This is a genomic window from Streptomyces phaeofaciens (genome assembly GCF_014648915.1).
Classification (GTDB): Bacteria; Actinomycetota; Actinomycetes; order Streptomycetales; family Streptomycetaceae; genus Streptomyces; species Streptomyces phaeofaciens.
Window position 1 is genome coordinate 17,460 of the sequence record NZ_BMSA01000025.1, and the last position, 20,222, is coordinate 37,681.

The following is a 20,222-nucleotide window of genomic DNA, read 5'->3' on the forward strand; positions in this document are numbered from 1 at the left end:
GCCCGGCAGCCGTGTGCCGGCACCTCGGGCCCGGTGAGAGTCGACGGCACCGGGACCAGGCGGCGCCCGCCCTGTCGCGATGCGACGAGGCGGGCGGCCCCGGCCACCGGGTCAGCGGTGGCCGGGGAAACGTAGGGCGTTCGCCCAGAGCCGGGTGACCGTGGACACGAGTTCCTCGAAGTCCACCGGTGCACCGTCCTCTTGCCGTTCGCCGGCCACGAAGGCGTTGTAGGCCATGACACTGACCATCCCCGACAGAGCACGGGAGGCCATCATCGGATCGACCGCGCGGTCCGCGACACCTCGCACCTGGAGGTCGGCGATGCCGCGGGCATTGCGGCGGATGAACGCGTCGGCGCGCCGGCTCCGGAACCCACGGAACTCCGGCTCCACTTGGGCGACCTGCTCCAGCAGGGCCATCAGCTTCGCGTTGCGCCGGTACGCCTCGAGATACGCGCGGTTGCTCGCCTCGAGTACCGCGTAGGGATCGTCGGCACCCTGCACCCGGCCCATGCCGGGGTGCAGCATGTCCTCCTGCGCCTCCAGGAGGACGGCGGCAAGCACCTCCTCCTTGTTGGCGAAGTAGGTGTAGAAGGATCCCGCCGCGCATCGGGCTTCTCCGGTGATGTCGGTCAGGCGAGTGTCGAGGTAGCCGTCCCGTTCGAACACCTTCCGCGCGGCCTTCACCAGAGCGGCCCGTGTCCGCGCTCCGCGCTTCGTCGCAGGCGGCTCGCGAAGGTTCGACAGGGGCGCCATGGGCGGTACGTTCTCGCCGTCGGTCCCCTCGGGCGCGGTGGTGTCCATCCGGGAAACGCTACTTGAAGCCGACGCCATGGTCACAAGCGACGGACCGGCCCCGCCTCCCGGGAGGTGAGCGGGCGGCAGCGCGGATCCCTCCTGCGCGGTCAGACGTCGATCCCGAAGCGTTCGGCGAGTTGACGGCGGGTGTCCGCTGCGCCGGTGTGCAGCACTCCCGCGATTCCGATGCGTGCCGCTCCGTCGAGGTTCTGCCGCAGGTCGTCGATCATGACCGCCTCCTCGGGGTCGACTCCCAGGCGTTCACAGGCGATGACGTAGATCCGCCGGGAGGGTTTGCGGATCCCGACCTCGGCGGAGATGACGACCACATCGGCGACGGAGGCGAGGTCGACGCCGTCGTAGGTTCCGGTACCGAACGAATTGGACACGAGCGCCACGGGACGGCCGGCCGCTCGAAGATCACGGAGCAGCGCGAGCATCTCCTGGTCGATCGACATTCCCGCCTGCATCCGGGCCATGAGCCCTTCGGCCGGTACGTCCGCGCCGTGGGCGCGGAGGCGTTCGGCGAATCCTCGCTCGAAGTCCTCGGCGTCGATACGACCGCACTCGTGGTCGGCCAGGAGCGCGCGTGATCGCTCGTCCCGGCTCAGGAGCTCCAGCGGCAGGCGCGGGTCGCCGCCGAGCGAGGCACCGAAGTCGGTGAAGGCCCGCAGCACACTGGAGGTGATGACCCCTCCGAAGTCCACCAGGACCGAGGTTCGAGGCTCTGCCGCCTTCTTCGACACGGTATCCACGTCTCTCTCTCACAGTCGGGCCGGCTGCCGCATACCCGCGACGGCAGCCATGTTCTCCAGCGGGGACGGGGCCTCAGACGACCTCGAACAGTCCGGCTGCGCCCATTCCGCCGCCGACACACATCGAGATCACCACGTACCGGACACCCCGGCGTTTCCCCTCGACGAGGGCATGCCCCACCAGCCGGGCGCCGGTCATTCCGTACGGATGACCGACCGCGATGGCGCCGCCGTCGACGTTGAACCGCTCCGGATCGATGTGCAGTTCGTCCCGGCAGTACAACGCCTGGGAGGCGAAAGCCTCGTTGAGTTCCCACAGGCCGATGTCGTCGACGGTGAGGTGGTGCTGCTTGAGCAGTTTCGGAATGGCGAACACCGGACCGATGCCCATCTCGTCGGGCCCGCATCCGGCAACGGTCATGCCCCGGTAGACACCGAGCGGTTCCAGTCCGCGGCGCTCGGCCTCCCTCGACTCCATCAGCACCGACGCCGACGCCCCGTCCGACAGCTGCGAGGAGTTGCCCGCCGTCACGCTGGAACGCGCGCTCGCCTGACCGTCGGGCAGCACCGGCGCCAACCCGGCCAGGCCGTCGAGCGTCGTCGACGCGCGGTTGCCCTCGTCCCGCGTCAGGGCGACCTCCTCGTCCCGCACCTGCCCGGACTGCTTGTCGAGGACCTTCTTGGTGCCGGTGAGCGCGACGATCTCCCGGTCGAACCGGCCGGCCTCCTGCGCCGCCGCCGTGCGCTGCTGCGACAGCAGCGCGAACTCGTCCTGCCGTTCCCGGCTCACGCCGTAGCGTTCGGCGACGATCTCCGCCGTCCGCAGCATCGGCAGGTAGATGCCGGGCTTGTGCTCGACCAGCCAGGGATCCGTCATGCGGTGGGTGTTCATGTGGTCGTTCTGGACCAGGGAGATCGACTCGACACCGCCGCCGACTGCCACCTGCATCCCGTCCGTGACGATCTGCTTGGCGGCCGTCGCGATGGCCATCAGGCCCGACGAGCACTGCCGGTCGATCGTCATCCCCGACACGGCGTCCGGAAGTCCGGCACGCAGAGCGGCCTGACGCGCGACGTTGAAGCCCGAGGAGCCCTGCTGGACGGCACAGCCGAGGACCACATCCTCGACCTCGCCGCCTTCCAGCCCGGCGCGACGCACCGCGTGCGAAAGGGCATGGGCGGCGAGCTCCTGTGCCTGGGTGTCGTTGAACGCGCCCCGGTAGGCCTTGCCGATCGGCGTCCGTGCCGTCGAAACGATGACTGCTTCCCTCATGTCGCCTCACTGTCTCTTGTGGGTCCGGTTCGTCCGAAAGCCGTGAGTCATGGGTGCGGCGGTGACGGGGAGTCGGCTTTCCGATCGTTATAGTTGAATCCGGCGTCATGTTCAAACAGTGCGCGGCTCTTGACAGCCGACTCCGCCACCTGAAGGCTACCGACCAGTCGGTACGAAGGGGTGGACCGTGACGCAGCTGACCCTCTCCAAGCGTGCGGGCGGGTTCGGCGCGATCGCGGCGGATCCACCCGAAGGCCGCCCGCCACCGCGGCACCCGCGAGAGCACGGCACGTGCTGACCCCGCAGCGAACACCCCGTTCGTCGACTCTCCGAAGAGGGGACCCCGTGAAGTCAGCCCGCGCGGCCTGGCGCCGCCTCGAGCCCGTACACGGCATGATCTATTTCGTGCCCGAGGGAAGGCGCCGGTACGCAGACCTCGGACTGAGCACTCGCGCCGGATACTTCACCTCCCGGAGCGCCGCCTTCGGCCGAGCCTCCGCCGAGCTGGTCATCTCGACCTTCTACAACTTCAACCCCGATGTCGTACGGCGGGCGATCGACGGGGCCTGGGAGGCGACGACGCCGCAGCAGGTGCTGGACGCGCGGTACGCCGCCGCGGGCGAGGCTCTGCGGCGTGCGCGAATCCACGAGTTGCCCGCCCTGGACGAGGTCCTGGCACTGACCCGCCGGGCCGCCGAGGCGGCCTGCGAACACGCGCAGGGCCGCCCGCTGTTCGCCGCCCATGCGGCACTGCCCTGGCCGGAGGAGCCGGTACTGCGGCTGTGGCACGCCCAGACGCTGCTCCGGGAGTTCCGGGGAGACGGCCATGTCGCCTGCCTGCTGAGCGAAGGCGTCGGAGCCCTGGAGGCTCTGGTCCTGCACGCGGCGACGGGGGACGTTCCCGTCGACTTCCTCAAGGCGAGCCGCGCCTGGCCGGAGGAGAAGTGGGCCGAGACCCAGGAGCGCCTGCGCGGGCGGGGACTCCTCGACGGCGACTCCCTCAGCGCGGACGGCGTACTCCTGCGGCAGCACATCGAGGACCGTACCGACCGGCTGGCCCTTCCCGCCTACGCGGCCTTGGGCGATGCCGACTGCGAGCGTCTCGCCGAACTCGCGAGCCCCTTCGGCCATGCCGTCGTCGAAGCCGGCCTTCTCAGGCTCGGCTGACAGAGCCTGCCACTCCCCTGCGCCCGTGCCGGGCCGCCCGCGCTCGGCCGTCCGAGCGGGCGGCCGAGCCCCGCGAGAAGCCGTGCCCTGACGCGGCCGGACCCGGGCCTCGTCGATGGGTCCGGCCGCGTCGCCGTACGGAAGGCGCAGCCGTGCGGGCCGTGTCGGGCGGGCCGGGCGTTTGGCGGGGGTGGCGGCGTGGGTAGTTCGCCGTCGCTGTCGGCCGCGTCCGGGGAACCGGAGGGATGACGTTGCGGCTGGGCGGAGGCCGGCACACACCACGGTGACGCCGGGCTGGACGGCGTCACGCCTCCGGCACGCGTGCGAGGAGCGAGTACGTGAGGGTCGTCATCACGGGCGCGTTCGGCTTCCTGGGAAGCAGGCTGGCCGACACACTGCTGCGGACACGGACGTTTCGCGGTGCACCGATCACACGACTGGTGCTCGCCGACCGCGTGGTGCGGCCCGACTCCCCGGTGGCGACGGACCCCCTCGTGGACGTCGTGCACGGCGACCTGATCGAGCGCCTCGACGAGGTGTTCGCCGAGCCGGTCGACGTGCTGTTCCATCTCGCCGCCGCGGTCTCCGCCGAGTGCGAGGCCGACTTCGACCTCGGCATGCGTGCCAACGTGGACACCACCCGTACCCTGCTCGATGCAGCCCGGGCGCAGTCGGCCGTAGGCGGTCCAACGCCGCGGGTGGTCTTCGCCAGCAGCCTCGCCGTCTACGGTTCCAGCCCTGAACTGCCGCTGCCCGCGGTGGTCAGCGAATCCTCCCTGACCATGCCCCGGTCGAGCTACGGAACACAGAAGCTCCTCTGCGAGCATCTGATCGCGGACTACACGCGACGCGGCTTCCTCGACGGACGCGTCGCCCGCCTGATGACCGTCGCGGTGCGGCCGGGCCGGCCGAACGCGGCCGCCTCCGGCTTCCTGTCCGGCATCGTCCGCGAACCGCTCTCGGGAGCCCCGGCGACCTGCCCGGTACGACCCGACCTGCACGTGGCCCTGGCCTCACCGCGCCGCACCGTCCAGGGGATCCTCCGCATCGCGGAGGCCGAGCGGGGCGTCGGACCGGGGCGGCTCGAGGGCCCGTTGCCCGTCAACCTTCCCGCCCTGACGGTCTCGGTCGCCGAGATGCTCGCCACGCTGCGGCAGGTGGCCGGCGAGGCCGTCGCCGGCCTGGTGACCGTCGCGCCCGACCCTGCCGTCGAAGCCATCGTGGGCTCGTGGCCGGCGGTCTTCGACAGCGGACGCGCCGCCGCGCTCGGCCTGGAGCCCGACTCGAGCTTCCTGTCGATCGTGCGGGACTACCTCGCCGATCACCCCGACGCCGTCATCAGGCGGACGGACTCGAGCTGAGCGGTCGACCGGCACTGGGCCCGGCCGGCCTCCAGCTGTACCGACGGGCCGGGGAACGCTGATGGAGATGCCAGGGGGCGATCCGGTCAGCGGGGCGGGGTGAAATACGGGGCCCACCGTGCGAGTCACCTGGGTAAGGTCCGCGGGGGCGGAGACCTGCCAGACGTGTACCAGCAGCCGAAGAAGCCTGCTGGTGTGCTACTGGCCGAAAAACCTGGGCTTGTGGATCTCGTGTTCCGAGATACGGGTGCCGGTGTCGATGCCGCTTGTCCGGTTCGGCGGCCCGTGATCATGTCCTGCCGGCGGACCGCGCGGGCCTGGCGTTGCGCGGTATGGCGACCCGGCCCGGGTAGCGGTACCCCTCACCGACGACGATGCCCGCTTCAGCCGCGACACCGCGGTCCAGCTGACGCGGCTGGAGCAACGCGGGCCGGCTCCGCCGCGGTAGGGGAGGGGGGCGACCGGCGTGGACGAACGTCACCGCATCGCCGACGCAGGATCCGGCCGGCTGTGGGTACGCCGCCGGCGCCGGCCTGACCCCCGCCTTCCTCGACGCGCTCAAGACAACACGCGCGTCAGGCTCACCTTCCATTTCCGGAGCGGCGCCACAGTGACGTACCACGTGACCCGAGTCGGGAAGCACGGTGACCGGCACGACATCCTGACCACGGCTCCGGCCGTATCGGGCGCGGGCCGGGCACGGGGCGGCTGCCCCACTGCCGCGACCACTGGCCCGCCGCCCGACCTGGTGCTCAGCCGCACGGGAGAGCGCCAGGTCGGGCGCCGACGAACCGTCGGTCACCTCGGCGCGGTCACTGTCATGGCGCAGGCCGTGCCGTTGAGGGTGTAGGAGCTCGGCGGAGCGGTGTTGCCGGTGTGGGTCGCCTGGAAGCCGATGTCGACCGACGTGCCTGGAGCGATGACGGCGTTGTGGGCGACGTTCCTGGCCGTCACCTGGCCGGAGGCGGGCGAGTAGTCCGCGTTCCAGCCGGAGGTGACGGTCTGGCCGTCGGGCAGGGTGAAGGCGAGGGACCAGCCGTCGATCGCGGTGGTGCCGGTGTTGGCGATGGTGATGTTCGCCGTCAGGCCGGTGTTCCAGGCGCTGGCGGTGCCGGTGACCCGGCAGGCCGCAGTCCCCGGCGGCGGGCCGGAGGTCTGGAACTGCGTGAAGAACTTCCAGACTTCCTGCGGCACCCAGGTCCTGGATCCGCTGTCACCCGCGGCCCCGTCCTGAGGAGCGGCGATGTGCCCTTCGTCGAACGCGGCCCAGACGACCGGGTGCCCGGCCGAGCAACCCGAATACGCGGTGACCCGGTGCGTCAGGCTGCCTTGCACCGGCTCGAGCGGGTTCTGAGCGGTGCAGCCGTTGTTCCTGACGAACCTGTCCCGCAACGCCCGTCCGCCGGAGATGCCGAGGACGTTGTCCCTGAGGCCGTGCACCCCGAGGTAGGCGATGGGCTGGGCGCCACCGCTGCATCCGCTCAGCTGCCCGCCGCTCTGGACCGCGACCGCACGGAAGACCGTCGCGCGGGAACAGGCCAGGGCATACGACATGGCGGCTCCGTAGCTGAATCCCAGGGCGAAGCGCTGTGTCGTGTCGACGCACAGATCCGTCTCGATGCGCCTGATCATGTCGTCGACGAAGGTGACGTCCTCCCCGCCGGCGTTGGCCCATCCGTTGTCGAGGCCTTGGGGTGCGACGAAGACGGTGCTGTTGTTCGCCAGTCGCTGGAGCCCGTAATAGGCCCAGGTGCCCGTTCCACGGTGCGGCCTGTGGCGACGTCGGTGGAGGTGCCGCCCAGCCAGTGGAACCCGAAGACCAGCCGGTAGGCGCGGTTGCGGTCGTAGCCGTCGGGGATGCGCAGAATGAAGTTCCGGTTCTTGCCGCCGCTTTGGATCGTGTGCGGGCCGCTCGTCAGGGCGGGAGCCTTGCCGCACCCCGCGCTCGGGGCAGCGGCGCCGGCGGACGCGGCCGCTGTGGCGGAGACCGTGCGCGGGGTGCTCTCGCCCTGGCCGCGGCCCAGTGCCGGGCCTCCCATGCTCAGGACGACCACCGCGACCACGGTGGACCACAAGAGGGATCTTGTCCTCGTCATCGTGAACCTCGCCTTCTGAAGCCGCGCTTGCTCATGCGCGGGTCCACTTCTGGTGGGCCTGGCCGTTGCAGGGCCAGGTGATGACACGGGTGCCGTCGGTGGTGCCCTGGTCGTAGGCGTCCAGGCACGTGTCGCCGAAGACGCGGATCTCGCCGCCGGCCCAGCTGTTCCAGCCCAACGGCGGAGTGAGCGCCGGGCTGCCGGGCGCGGCCGAAGCAGTGGGGTGAGCGGAAGCCGTCACACGAGGATTGATGTCACTTCCATGACACTCGGCAAAGAGAGAGGCCGGGTTCGAAATTTCGTGAGCCATTCGGAAACCAGGACCCCACGGATACTAAGAAGGTCGTCGAGCATGTCAAGACTCATCACCGCACTGCCTCCACGATCCGGCCATACAGATTCAGAGAAAGTGATCTATCGGTGCAATGCGGGCAAATGGCACCCAATAACATGGGATGGAAAATCCTCGAATGTTTCGAAGCCCCAAACGATTCATGCGAGAGGTATTGACGGGGTTCACCGGCCCCCTATCATCCAGAATGCTCGACAAGCCGATCCGCGTTCGACATCTCGTATACGGAGCAGTCACTCCGCGCGAACCGGCAGGCACCTCCGGACAACTCCCACCGCCAACGGCTGGGCCACAGAAGGAGAACGCCACCTGTGCAGATGTCATGGACTCATCACGCCCTCTCCTCCGCCTGGATCGGCGTCGAGCGCGGCCGTGTCCGGCAGCGCGTCTGGCTGCGCGTCTGGCTGCGCATCGCGCGGTTCGAGCTGACCACGCCCTGAGGAGGTCCACCGATCGCGCCACGCAACCCCCCACCCACTCCACGAGGAGAACCATGAACCCGCTCAAACGGCTCGGATGTCGCCGAGCCTCGGTCCTGGGCCTGTTGGCCGCGACCGTCCTGGTGACACCCGGGACCGCGACCGGTGCGCCCGACGCGACCGACGCGCCCGACACCGTTCGGGCCTCCACCCTGGGCGCCCAGGCGGCCCAGTCCGGAAGGTACTTCGGAACCGCCGTGGCCGCCGGCCGGCTCGGCGACCGTACATACACCGGCATCCTGGACCGTGAGTTCAACTCGGTCACACCCGAGAACGAGATGAAGTGGGACACGACCGAGCCGTCCCGCGGCTCGTTCAACTTCGGCCCTGGCGACCAGATCGTCAACCGCGCGACGTCCCATGGTCAGCGCATGCGTGGCCACACCCTGGTGTGGCACTCCCAACTGCCCGGCTGGGTCAGCTCCATCAGGGACGCGAACACCCTGCGCGGCGTGATGAACAACCACATCACCACCGTGATGAACCATTACAAGGGCCGGATCCACTCCTGGGACGTGGTCAACGAGGCCTTCGCCGACGGCCCCAGCGGCCAGCTCCGCAGCTCGGTCTTCCGGGACGTGCTGGGCAACGGCTTCCTGGAGCAGGCGTTCCGCACCGCTCGGACGGCCGACCCGGCAGCCAAGCTCTGCTACAACGACTACAACATCGAGGACTGGAACGCCGCCAAGACCCAGGGCGTCTACCGCATGGTGCGCGACTTCAAGGCACGCGGCGTACCCATCGACTGCGTCGGCCTCCAGGCCCACTTCGGCGCCGGCGGTCCCCCCGGCAGCTTCCAGACGACGCTGTCGAGCTTCGTCGCCCTCGGCGTGGACGTCCAGATCACCGAACTGGACATCGCTCAGGCGTCACCGACCGCCTACGCGAACACGGTCAAGGCCTGCATGAACGTCGCGCGCTGCACCGGCATCACGGTCTGGGGCATCCGCGACAGCGACTCCTGGCGCAGCAACGAGAGCCCGCTGCTGTTCGACCGCAACGGCAGCAAGAAGCCGGCGTACAACGCGGCGCTGACGACACTGGGCGGCACACCCGCAACCACCCGCAGCCCCCACGCCGCCGCCCTGCCCAGCAGGTACTCGTGGAGCTCGAGCGGCCCGCTGATCGCGCCGAAGCCGGACTCGACCCACAACATCGCCGGCATCAAGGACCCGACGGTCGTCCAGTACAACGGCAAGTACCACGTGTTCGCCAGTACCGCGAGCCCCTCCGGCTACAACCTGGTCTACCTGAGCTTCAGCGACTGGGCCCAGGCCGGCTCGGCCACACACCACTACCTGGACCGCACCGCCATCGGATCCGGATACCGGGCCGCGCCGCAGGTCTTCTACAACGCGCCGCAACGCCTGTGGTACCTCGTCTACCAGACCGGCAACGCCTCGTACTCCACCAACCCCGACATCAGCAACCCCAACGGGTGGAGCGCCCCGCGCAACTTCTACTCGTCGATGCCGGACATCATCCGGCAGAACATCGGCAACGGCTACTGGGTCGACATGTGGGTGATCTGCGACAGCGCCAACTGCTACCTGTTCTCCTCCGACGACAACGGACACCTGTACCGGTCCCAGACGACCGCCGGCCAGTTCCCCAACGGGTTCACGAACACGGTCATCGCACTGCAGGACTCCAAGTACGCGTTGTTCGAAGCGAGCAACGTGTACAAGGTGCAAGGCACCAACCAGTACGTGCTCCTCGTGGAGGCCATCGGCTCCGACGGGCGGCGCTACTTCCGTTCCTGGACCGCCACCAGCCTCGCCGGCACCTGGACGCAGCTCGCCGCATCCGAGAGCAACCCCTTCGCGCGGGCGAACAACGTCAGCTTCCCCGCGGGCGCCTGGACCCGGGACATCAGTCACGGCGAGATGATCCGCGCAGGCTACGACCAGACACTCACCATCCCTTCCTGCCGGCTCCAGTACCTCTACCAGGGCATGAACCCCGACTCGGGCGGCGACTACAACCTCCTCCCGTGGCGGCTCGGCCTCCTGACCCAGACCAACTCGACCTGCTGACCGACCGTGCCGTGGGGAGCGCTTCCGATGGGAGCGCTCCCCACGCTCACCGCCGGCCATCGAACGCATCCCTGCGAGAAAGCCGAGGTACCGTCATGCGCCGCAGACTGCTCGCCCTGGCGGCAGCGCTCTCCTCGCTGCCGCTGGCGCTCGCCGCACCGTCCGCCCACGCGGCCGACCCGACGACCATGACCAACGGGTTCTACGTGGACCCCGACTCGAGCGCGAAGCGGTGGGTCGCCGCCAATCCCGGCGACGGCCGGGCGGCCGCGATCAATGCGTCTGTCGCCAACACCCCGGCGGCCCGCTGGTTCGGCTCCTGGAGCGGCACCATCGGCACCGCCACCGGCGCGTATGCGGGTGCCGCGGACGCCCGGGACAAGCTGCCGATCCTTGTCGCCTACAACATCTACAACCGCGACTATTGCGGCGGGCACTCCGCGGGCGGCGCCTCCTCGCCGTCCGCCTACACGAACTGGATCGCCCAGTTCGCGGGCGGGATCGCGGGCCGCCCGGCCGTCGTCGTCCTCGAACCCGACTCCCTCGGAGACTACGGCTGCATGACCCAGGCCCAGATCGACGAACGCGAAGGCATGCTCACCGGCGCGCTCTCCGAGTTCAACCGCCAGGCTCCCCACACCTGGGTCTATCTCGACGCCGGCAACCCGGCCTGGGCGAGCGCGACGACCATGGCCCGACGCCTCCACGAAGCCGGCCTCCGACAGGCCCACGGCTTCTCGCTCAACGTCTCCAACTACCTCACCACGGCCGAGAACACCGCGTACGGCAACGCCGTCAACAGTGAACTCAACGCCCGGTACGGCTACACCAGGCCGTTCGTCGTGGACACCAGCCGTAACGGCAACGGCTCCAACGGCCAGTGGTGCAACCCCTCAAGCCGCCGGATCGGCACCCTCAGCCGCCTCGGCGGAGGCGCCGAGATGCTCCTGTGGATCAAGGTCCCGGGCGAGTCCGACGGCAACTGCGGCGTCGGCACGGGCTCCTCGGCCGGACAGTTCCTCCCTGAGGTCGCCTACAAGATGATCTACGGGTACTGATCCGGGGACCGCTCCGCCGCAGTCCGGCACCGGGTCGGGGGCGAGAACCTTCCTACGGCAGGTGGTTGGCGCCGCCCGCATCGCCCGGTGCCGGACGGCGGCCGAAAGCCGCCGCGCAGTCGGTGTCGGAGAGGGCGAGCGGGGAACGGGCCTGGTGGTAGCCGCTCCCAAGTCTTCAGGTCGGGAGGCGTTGCGGGGCAGCGCCCGCCCGTCACTTCCGCGATGTCCTTCCGAAGGGGAGAGGTTCGCCGGAGCGCAGGTGTTCCCTCAGCCACTGCTCGGTGTTGCTCACGTGCAGCAGTGCGGCGGCCTGGCTGAGGGCGGAGTCACGGGTGGACAGGGCGTTGAAGATCGCCTCGTGCTCGGCGAGTGTGCGGCCCGCGGCCTTGTCGTCGACCAGACCGCGCCAGATGCGGGCGCGCAGGGTGCGGCCGGAGATCCCTTCCAGGAGGGTGAGGAGGGTCTCGTTGCCCGTGGCCGAGACGACGGCGCGATGGAAGGCGGCGTCGTGGGCGTTGAGCTGTCCGACGTCGTCGCGGGCCTCGCGCATGGCGTCCAGGTGCCGCTTCACCTCGGCCAGTTGCGCGTCGGAGATCCGGGTGGCAGCAAGGGCCGTGGCGATCGGTTCGAGGAGCCGCCGTACCTCCATGAGGTCCTGCAGGGCGACCGAGTCGCCCTGCAGCAGTTCCACCGCGCCGCTGAGACCCTCCAGAAGCAGGCTCGGCTGAAGACTGGTCACATAGGTGCCGTCGCCCCGCCGGACCTCCAGGACCCGCGCCACGGCCAGCGCCTTCACCGCTTCGCGGGCGAGGTTGCGGGACAGTCCCAGCTGCGCGGCCAGGTCCGGCTCAGGTGGGAGCTTCGAGCCCGGAGGCAGGGCACCGGTCCGGATCAGCTCACGGATCTCCTCGATGGCCTTGTCCGTCAGAGACACCGCCCGTCCCTCCCCCACCGTGCCCCGTGAGCACGTCCGACCTGATCAGCCCAAGAGTGCGGAGATCGTCCCAGAGGCCGTCCGGGACTTGCCGATCACGGAGTTTCGCGTTGCGTCCGACCTGTTCCGGAGTCCGCATGCCGAGGGTGACGTCGATGATACTGGGACGCCGGTGCGGGAAGGCGATCGCGGCCGCGGGCCGGGTGGTGCCGTGCGCTGCTCGGATCTCGGCGATCGCTCGAGCGCGGGGGCCAGAGCCGGCGGGGCGTCCTGGCAGCGGTATGCCCATGCCTTCGACGGGCCGGTCGCGGGAGAGCAGTCCCGAGTTGAACACACCTGCCGTCACCACGCTATTGCCGGATTCGTACGCGGGCAGGACCCGTCCGGCGCCGACCGGTCCAAGAGGGTGTGGCGGGCGTCCGACATCACCACCCGTCGCACAGGTCCGCCAGCTGGGAACCGTCCATGAACCGCCTGTCAGACATGGCATGTCTGGGTACGCGCAATACGCATGAAAATGTGGCAGACAGGGAAAACGTCTCGGCCATACGGTGCTATTCATCCCTGCACGCTGGTTGACATCCCCTGGCGACATGGCCGACCTTCAAGCGTGGCCCTGCATTCCCCCTGCCCCCCTCCGCATCAGGGATGTGTCCATGTCGAGCTCGATCAACCGGCGCCAGTTCCTGGCCTCCGCAACCTGCGTGGCCACGGCGGCCGTTTCCGGAGGCGTGTTAGGCGTCGGCGTCGCGCAGGCGGCGCCCAGCACGTACACACCGGACTGGAACTCGGTCGACCGGCACCCGCCGACTCCGGAGTGGTTCCAGGACGCGAAGTTCGGGATCTACTTCCACTGGGGCGTCTTCAGCGTCCCCGCCTACGACAACGAGTGGTACCCGCGCGGCATGTACCAGGCGGGCAGCAAGGCCAACCATCACCACGTCGCGACCTACGGCCAGCCGTCGGCATGGCCCTACCACAACTTCATCAACGGGGCTCGGGACCCGGCGGGCAACATCGCGAAGTTCGCGCCGAAGCTGAAGTCGGCCGGCGGGAAGTTCGACCCCGACGAGTGGGTTCAGCTGTTCGTCGACGCCGGCGCCAGGTTCGCCGGCCCGGTCGCCGAGCACCATGACGGCTTCTCCATGTGGGACAGCCAGGTCAACGAGTGGAACTCGGTGAAGAGGGGCCCAGGGCTGGATCTCCTTCGGCTCTTTTCCACGGCCATCCGCGCCAGGGGCCTCAAGCTGCTGGTGGCCATGCACCACGCGTACCACTACAACGGCTTCTACGAGTTCGTCCCCGCCCAGACGGACCCCAGCCTCAAGAAGCTCTACGGGCAGCTGGGCCCGGCTGCCGAGAACCAGCTCTGGTACGACAAGCTCAAGGAGGTCATCGACCGCGCCCGGCCCGACATCCTGTGGCAGGACTTCAAGCTGGACGCCGTCGACGAGGCCCAGCGCCTGAACTTCCTGGCGTACTACTACAACCAGGCCGACAGCTGGGGCCGCGAGGTCGTCGCCACGTACAAGGACGGCATGAACGGCAAGGGCGAGGTCTTCGACTACGAGCGCGGCGGCCCGGCCGACATCACCACTCCGTACTGGCTGACCGACGACAGCATCTCCAGCAGCAGCTGGTGCTACACCCAGGGCATCGGTTACTACACCATCGAGCAGATGGTGCACTCGTTCATCGACCGGGTCAGCAAGAACGGCAACGTGCTGCTGAACATCGCGCCCATGGCCGACGGCACCATTCCCCAGGCGCAGAAGGACATCCTGCTCGGTATCGGTGACCACCTGAAGCGCTTCGGCGAGTCGGTGTACTCGACCCGCGCCTGGACGGAGTACGGCGAGGGCCCGACGAAGATGGGCGGCGGCTCGTTCACCACTCCGCATGCCGGCACGCCGCAGGACATCCGCTTCACCCGCGACAAGGCCGGCAACGTCCTGTACGCCACCGTCCTGGGCTGGCCCGGCAGCTCATTGACGATCAAGACCCTCAGCTCGGACCGGATCAACCTCGCCACGCTGACCTCGGTGAAGCTCCTCGGCTCCACTGCCGGCACCTACAACGACCTGCCCACGCCGACCCAGAACTTCTCGGGCCTCACGGTCACCCTGCCCTCCTCTGCGCCGTACCGTGCAAGCGCCTACGTACTGAAGCTCTGCTTCTCCGGCACGATCCCGGGACTGCGGCCGCTTGCCGGCGCCGTCGTCTTCACGGACGTCAACTACACCGGCAACGCAGGCGTGTTCACCGTCGGCGACTACACCGCGGCCGACCTGAGCGCGTCCGGACCGGGCGCGGGCACGCTCTCCTCCCTCCGGCCCGCCCCCGGCTACCAGGTGATCGGCTACTCCGCAGACAACCTCAGCGGCACCTCCTGGACGTTCACCGCCGAGAACCCCGACCTGCGGGTCACCGGCAACAACGATCGGATCACCTCGCTGAGGGTCCAGTTCAATCCGGCGACGTACTTCCGGATCACCAACGCCGCCAACGGCCTCACCCTGGACAGCGGCGGCAGCGTGACCTCCGGGTCGAACCTCAAGCAGTGGACCTGGGACGGCAGTTCCAACCTGCAATGGCAGGCGGAGGCGGTGGGAGGCGGCTACTACAGGCTGGTCAACCGCACGAACGGCATGGTCGCCGACGGCTGGGGCGCCACCGACAACGGTTCTCCAGCCCGACAGGCCCCCTGGAACGGCGGCACCAACCAGCAGTGGGTGATCACCCACCGGGGCGGCGACCGTTATTCGCTCGCCAACCGCACCACCGGCCTGGTCCTCGACGGCGGTGGCAACGTCGCCTCCGGCTCCGTCACCAAGCAGTGGACGTACGGCAGCAGCACCAATCTGCTGTGGACCTTCACGGCCCTCTGATCCTTGTTCTCCGGACCCCGCCGCCGCCAGGATTCCGTTCCGAGCCGGCCGGGCGGCGGTGGGTCACCACTTCACTCCCCCAGGACCACGCAGCGCCGACCGCACCGAGCGGTCCCCGTGACCGGCAGCTCCATCGACCGCGGTCGGTTCCTCACACACGGCCGTCGTAGGCGGTGGCCGGCATCGGGGCGGCCAACTGCCTGCAACGCGGGCGCCCGCAGCGCGGCTACGCGATTCTGGAGACGCGTGGCGCGCCGGGCGGCACCCGGGACCTGTTTCCACCGTGCGGGCCGCCCGGGCTTCGAATGAGGCGTGGGTTACATACCGGCCGCGGGATGAAGACAAATCGGCGCGGCCTACGTATTGCCTCCGGAGAAGGAGCAGGAAAACCGGCCACCGGGCGACCTGCGCAGCAGCCCTCGCAGTGATGGGAACCCGACACGAAAGAAGTGGCCCGTCAGAAACAGGACAAGCCGAGGAGGACCCGGTGGATCGCAACGACGCCAGCCCTGAGCGGACTCCCGACTCAAGCCCTGACATCACGCGTGAGATCAGGGACTCCTTCCAAGCCGTGCTCGACGCTTTGGACGCCGCACGCGCCGACCTCCTGCGCGAGGAGCAGCAGGAACACGCCGAGGGCTCGTCCCGGCCCCAGGGTCGGAAGAGTCCCTCGACCGGAGATGCCCGCGGTCCCCGGCCGACCCCGTCCCCCTCCACGACCTCGGCTTCCTCCGCGTCCCGCCGGGCACTGCCGGTCAGACGTGTGCTGTCAGGCACGCAACCAGAGCGTTCCGGGCCTCACCGGCCGACTGCCGCTGAACCGCCGCCGACCGGCGGCCCGCATCAGGCCGCCACCCCGCAGGCTGTCGTGGTGGAGACGCCAGGGTTGCCCAATGGGCTGGAGGCCGTCCCACCACCGTCGGCGGGACGGCCCCCGACGGCCGGTGGACCGGCCCCGGAGCCCGTCGCGCCGACCCTGGCTTTCCCCACTCCGGCTCCCGGGCGGGATGGCGGTCGGAGCTGGAGCCCCGGGCCGGGCACCGCTTGGTCGGACGTCGTCCCCTGTCCGGGTGTCCCGCTCGCCACCGAGCCCTCCAAGGAATCCGAGCCGTCTGTCCGCGCACGAGGAAGGAAGACCAGTGGCGGGCGCCGGCGAACGGCCGGCCTCAGGAACCTGCAAGTCACCGGAATCCTGGGGCTGGGCGCGGCTACCGGACTGGTCCTCGCCTCTTGGCTGCTGATCGACCACGGCGCCGATACCTCCTCTTCGTCTCCCGGGCACCTCGAATCCCCACTGCCGGTGACTCCCGCGCCGAAGGACCCCTCTCCCCGGACTCCAGGGCAGATGAACGGCTCGCGGCCCGGCACGCCGGACCCACCGCTCCCCGAAATCCCGGGTACGGGCGTCCTACGCCAAGGCGACAGCGGCCACGGGGTCTACGAGTTGCAGGTACGCCTCCAGCAGATACCGGACATCTACGACCGTGGCCCGATCGACGGCCTCTACGACACGGGGGTCCGAGCGGCAGTGACCCGATTCCAGAATCGGTACGGGGTCCGCGGCGACGAGAGCGGGGTCTACGGCGACAACACACGTCTTGCCCTCATGCGGCGGACCACATAGGGGGCCATCACATCGTCGAGTTCGCGGGCCGTCTGTCGCACGTCCAGCGTCGATCCGAGGCGGGCGCCGGTCTGGTCGGCCCGCGTGCCGGAACGGCCCGTGACGTCAGGCTCGGCGACCGCCAAGATCCTTCCGTACGCGAACGGTCAGTTGGTACTCCGGTCGTTACGACCGTCGGCCATGCCCACGGCGCGTTGGTGGCCGCGGGCCGTGCGGCGGAACGCCGAGACGGCTCCGTGTCGGGGGTCCATGGGCCGGCGACGGGAGGCCGAGCTCGTACGATCGTGTCGCCACGGGCCCTGATGGCGCGGCCGGAAAGTCGGCGAAGCCCCGCATGCCCGTGGTTCGCCTCGTCGTCCCTGCCCGCACCCGACGCAACGCCCGCTCGATGCAGGACGCACAGACATCAGCGAAGGAGTCCCATGATCTTCATCACCGCCAAGTTCCGAGTCCGTCCCGAGCACGCCGACCGCTGGCCCGAGATCACCGCCGACTTCACCCGGGCCACGCGCGCCGAGCCCGGCTGCCTGTGGTTCTCCTGGTCACGCAGCGTGGAGGAGCCGCTGGAGTACGTCCTGGTCGAGGCCTTCCGCGACGAAGCGGCCGGCGTCACGCACGTGCAGTCCGCGCACTTCAAAGCTGCCCAGCAGACGCTGCCGCCCCATCTGCTCGAGACGCCGCGCATCGTGAACGCGACCCTTCCGCAGGACGACTGGTCGCTCCTCGGAGAGATGGCCGTTCCCGGAAAGAAGTAGCTCTCCCTCTGGACGCACCCCCACCAGGTTCAGCGAGCGGTGCGCTCACGGTAGGACCGCCGCGACTCTCCTCCCTCAGTGGCGGCGGAAGGGTATGAGCGTCGGGCGCGGCTCGCTGGGCTGGAGGCTCTTTCGCAGGCGGGGGGGGGCCGCGCCTCACCCCTTCGAGCACTCCGCCGACCTCTGCGGCCACCCCAGCCCGGCCGCGGCATTCCCTCACTGTCAGTGGTCACCGCCTGATCCGCTGGTGTATGCGAAGCGACCCCCGGTGTTATTCAATGAGGTGTGCGGTCAGGGATCTCGGGGCCCGGTCGCACGGGTCCGAGTAACGACCCCGGCGCCGTGCCGGGGACTGCCGAGAGAGCCGCATGGACTCCACGTCGTCGTCCTCGCCCTCATCGCCGTTCGACCTGGTCAGCAGTGCCCTGGGGCGCTACGTCCGGCGCGGTGGATCGGCGGCCGCCACCGGTCCCGCCACCACGCAGGGCGACAGCACCGCCCGCCCGCGCGTACCCGACGACCCGGCGGACAGCCGTCACGATCGGATCCTCGGCGTGGTCAACCTGGACAGGGATCTGAGGATCACCCGCTGCAATCTGGACGCCGCCGTGTTCACGGGGCTGGACGCCGTGGCCGGGAGTCCGTTCGCCGATCTCCTGCCCCCCGGGGACGTACCGACGGTCACCCGGCGATTGCGGCAGGTCCTGGAGATCGGTGAGGCGCACGTCGCCCGCATCCAGCGCCTGCGGCGCGGCGACGGGTCGGAGCTGGTGGTCTCACTGAGCATCCTGCCCGCCGCGGCGCCTCAGGAAGGCCTGACCGTCTCCGTGATCGCCATGGCCAGGAGGCTGCACCTGTACGCCGCCGAGACCGCGATCGGCACGTCGCTGGACATCGGCGAGACCGCGCAGTCGCTGGCGGAGTCCCTGCTGGCCTGGGGAGACGTGGCCGCCGTCGACCTCGACTTCGCCGTGTGGACGGGCGAGGGAGTCAGCGAGCAGGCGCAGGGGCGTCTCCGGCTACGGCGGGCGGCACTCGTGCCGGACCGTGTGTGGCCCGAGGGGTATGTGACTCCTGGGAACGATCTTCCCGGCGACGCGAGTCGCCTGCTGGCGCAGGCGGTACGGCGGGACGATGCCCCACAGGCCATCGTCATCCCCGACCGGGAGGCGATCGAGCGGCTGCTCGGCAGTCCGCGAGTGATCCGCGCCCTGGTGCCCGGTGACCGATCGGCGAGTGTGGCGTGCGTACCGCTGGTCCTGGACAGCGTGCCGCCCATCGTGCTGGGCGTGGCGGAGGTCTGGCGGCGGGCGGACTCCCCGTTCCGCGACAGCGAGTTGTTCGACCTGCAAGAACTGGTGGCCAGGACCGCCCATCACGTCGACCTGGCTCGTCAGCACCAGCGCGAGCACACACAGGTGCTGGCGTTGCAGCGCCGGCTGCTGCCCCGGACGGGCGGCCACACGGTGGAGATCGCCAGCGTCTACCAGCCCGCGACCCCCGACAGCGCGGGCGTCGGTGGCGACTGGGTGAACAGTTTTCCGCTGCCGGACGGCCGTACCGCACTGGTGGTCGGTGATGTCGTCGGGCACGGCCTGGGAGCCGCGGCGACCATGGGCCAGCTGAGCATGGAGGCCCGCGCCCTGCTGTCCGCGGGGCTGGCTCCCGACGAGGTGCTGGAGCACTTGGACGAGACCGTGACGCTGCTGGACGACGCGGAGTCCGGACTGGCGGCCGGCTACAGCGCCCTCGGCTCTTCCTGTTGCATCGCCCTCTACGACCCGCTCAGCCACCGGGTGGCACTCTCCAGCGCCGGCCACCTCCCTCCGGTCCTGGTGCTTCCGAACGGCCGCGCGAACCCGCTGGACGTCAGCCCCCACCCCGGCCTGGGCGCCGAGTTCGCGCTGCGGGAGCCGTTCGAGGTGCACTCGTTCGACACGCCCCCGGGCTCCCTGTTCGCCCTCTACACCGACGGACTGGTGGAGGATCCGGCCCTGTCGATCGACGAGGGGATCAGGAGGCTGGCGGACGCCTTGTCCACGGTGCACCCCTGGGACCCGCTGCCGCAGGCCGCGCGGCACGTCGTCGCCACTCTGGCGCCCGTCCGCCAGCGCGACGACGTGACCCTGCTGCTCGTCCGCATGCTCGGCTACCGCAAGGGGGACACCGCGACGTGGCGGCTGGCCGCCCGCAGTGACGCGCCCGCCCGCGCCCGCGCGTACGTCTCCGCGCTGCTGCGGCAGTGGCACACCAGGGGCGACACCCAGGACGACGTACCGCTGCTGGTCAGCGAGCTGGTCACGAACGCGGTGCGCTTCGCCACCGGCCCCATCACGGTACGGCTGATCAGGGCCGGTCACGGCCTGCTGTGCGAGGTGGGCGACACCGGCAACGGCAGGCCGCGGCTGAACCGGGGCGGCCTCCTCGACGACGGCGGGCGCGGCCTGCGCGTCGTGCACACGCTGACCACCCGGTGGGGGGTGCGGTGGACGGACACCGGCAAGGTGGTCTGGGCGGAAGTCGCACGGTGACGCGGCCGGCCGGCGGGCTCAGCCGACAGGGCTCGGGCGGCGTACACCTCGGCCGACGGCATGGACGGCGCCCTCGGCGGTACCGGTGGCGTGACCGGTGATGCGGGGGCCCGTC

At 69.9% G+C, this 20,222-nt stretch carries 15 protein-coding genes and 2 pseudogenes; 10 read left to right on the plus strand and 7 right to left on the minus strand.

Features of this window, described 5'->3' with window-relative positions; genetic code table 11:
- Positions 1-111: 111 nt before the first annotated feature.
- From IE275_RS33540 to IE275_RS33550, 3 genes are all read right to left on the minus strand, one after another.
- A complete protein-coding gene (locus tag IE275_RS33540) occupies positions 112-804 on the minus strand; it encodes a TetR/AcrR family transcriptional regulator (protein ID WP_189716208.1) in 693 nt (230 codons plus the stop codon).
- Positions 805-905: 101 nt separating this feature from the next.
- Positions 906-1,553, minus strand: coding sequence for an HAD family hydrolase (locus tag IE275_RS33545; protein ID WP_189716210.1), 648 nt, complete (start codon positions 1,551-1,553; stop codon positions 906-908).
- Between the two features lie 73 nt (positions 1,554-1,626).
- On the minus strand, positions 1,627-2,826 hold the full coding sequence (locus IE275_RS33550) for an acetyl-CoA C-acyltransferase (RefSeq protein WP_189716212.1): 1,200 nt from the start codon (positions 2,824-2,826) through the stop codon (positions 1,627-1,629).
- Between the two features lie 345 nt (positions 2,827-3,171).
- Between IE275_RS33550 and IE275_RS33555 the strand changes: the two genes are divergently transcribed.
- The 3 genes from IE275_RS33555 (at position 3,172) to IE275_RS46225 (ending at position 6,204) form a co-directional block, all read left to right on the plus strand.
- Positions 3,172-3,993: an SCO6745 family protein gene (locus IE275_RS33555; protein WP_189716214.1), complete on the plus strand. Its 822-nt coding sequence runs from the start codon at positions 3,172-3,174 to the stop codon at positions 3,991-3,993.
- A gap of 338 nt (positions 3,994-4,331) precedes the next feature.
- Positions 4,332-5,354, plus strand: coding sequence for a D-erythronate dehydrogenase (gene denD, locus IE275_RS33560; RefSeq protein ID WP_189716216.1), 1,023 nt, complete (start codon positions 4,332-4,334; stop codon positions 5,352-5,354).
- Between the two features lie 466 nt (positions 5,355-5,820).
- Positions 5,821-6,204: a hypothetical protein gene (locus tag IE275_RS46225; protein ID WP_229870815.1), complete on the plus strand. Its 384-nt coding sequence runs from the start codon at positions 5,821-5,823 to the stop codon at positions 6,202-6,204.
- Here IE275_RS46225 and IE275_RS33570 read toward each other — a convergent pair.
- Together IE275_RS33570 and IE275_RS33575 are read right to left on the minus strand one after the other, a co-directional pair.
- Positions 6,153-7,450, minus strand: a pseudogene (locus tag IE275_RS33570) (CE1 family esterase). The gene IE275_RS46225 and the pseudogene IE275_RS33570 sit on opposite strands and share 52 nt — an antisense overlap.
- A gap of 40 nt (positions 7,451-7,490) precedes the next feature.
- Positions 7,491-7,622 (minus strand): annotated as a pseudogene (locus IE275_RS33575) (ricin-type beta-trefoil lectin domain protein); the annotation flags it as partial.
- A 491-nt stretch (positions 7,623-8,113) separates the two neighbouring features.
- Here IE275_RS33575 and IE275_RS46890 point away from each other — a divergent pair.
- The 3 genes from IE275_RS46890 to IE275_RS33585 all read left to right on the plus strand — a co-directional run bounded on the left by IE275_RS46890 (position 8,114) and on the right by IE275_RS33585 (position 11,375).
- Positions 8,114-8,242 carry a hypothetical protein gene (locus IE275_RS46890; protein ID WP_268255313.1) on the plus strand — a complete coding sequence of 43 codons (129 nt, stop codon included), beginning with the start codon at positions 8,114-8,116 and terminating at the stop codon, positions 8,240-8,242.
- A gap of 53 nt (positions 8,243-8,295) precedes the next feature.
- A complete protein-coding gene (locus IE275_RS33580; protein ID WP_189716218.1) occupies positions 8,296-10,317 on the plus strand; it encodes a glycoside hydrolase in 2,022 nt (673 codons plus the stop codon).
- 95 nt (positions 10,318-10,412) lie between these two features.
- The gene (locus IE275_RS33585; RefSeq protein WP_189716220.1) at positions 10,413-11,375 is read left to right on the plus strand and encodes a glycoside hydrolase family 6 protein; all 963 of its coding nucleotides are present in this window, start codon (positions 10,413-10,415) and stop codon (positions 11,373-11,375) included.
- A gap of 211 nt (positions 11,376-11,586) precedes the next feature.
- Here IE275_RS33585 and IE275_RS33590 read toward each other — a convergent pair whose 3' ends face one another.
- Positions 11,587-12,309: a FadR/GntR family transcriptional regulator gene (locus IE275_RS33590; protein ID WP_189716222.1), complete on the minus strand. Its 723-nt coding sequence runs from the start codon at positions 12,307-12,309 to the stop codon at positions 11,587-11,589.
- Positions 12,310-12,965: 656 nt separating this feature from the next.
- Between IE275_RS33590 and IE275_RS33595 the strand changes: the two genes are divergently transcribed.
- Positions 12,966-15,197 (plus strand): alpha-L-fucosidase, encoded by a 2,232-nt coding sequence (locus tag IE275_RS33595; RefSeq protein WP_189716225.1) that lies wholly within the window; start codon positions 12,966-12,968, stop codon positions 15,195-15,197.
- A gap of 1,345 nt (positions 15,198-16,542) precedes the next feature.
- Positions 16,543-16,821, plus strand: a complete 279-nt coding sequence (locus IE275_RS33600; RefSeq protein ID WP_189716227.1) for a peptidoglycan-binding domain-containing protein — start codon at positions 16,543-16,545, stop codon at positions 16,819-16,821.
- Here the strand turns inward: IE275_RS33600 and IE275_RS33605 are convergent.
- The gene (locus tag IE275_RS33605; RefSeq protein WP_189716422.1) at positions 16,776-16,946 is read right to left on the minus strand and encodes a hypothetical protein; all 171 of its coding nucleotides are present in this window, start codon (positions 16,944-16,946) and stop codon (positions 16,776-16,778) included. The genes IE275_RS33600 and IE275_RS33605 overlap by 46 nt on opposite strands.
- A gap of 297 nt (positions 16,947-17,243) precedes the next feature.
- Between IE275_RS33605 and IE275_RS33610 the strand changes: the two genes are divergently transcribed.
- Together IE275_RS33610 and IE275_RS33615 are read left to right on the plus strand one after the other, a co-directional pair.
- Positions 17,244-17,576, plus strand: a complete 333-nt coding sequence (locus IE275_RS33610; RefSeq protein ID WP_189716229.1) for a putative quinol monooxygenase — start codon at positions 17,244-17,246, stop codon at positions 17,574-17,576.
- Between the two features lie 368 nt (positions 17,577-17,944).
- The gene (locus IE275_RS33615) at positions 17,945-20,107 is read left to right on the plus strand and encodes an ATP-binding SpoIIE family protein phosphatase (RefSeq protein WP_189716231.1); all 2,163 of its coding nucleotides are present in this window, start codon (positions 17,945-17,947) and stop codon (positions 20,105-20,107) included.
- Positions 20,108-20,222: the final 115 nt, after the last annotated feature.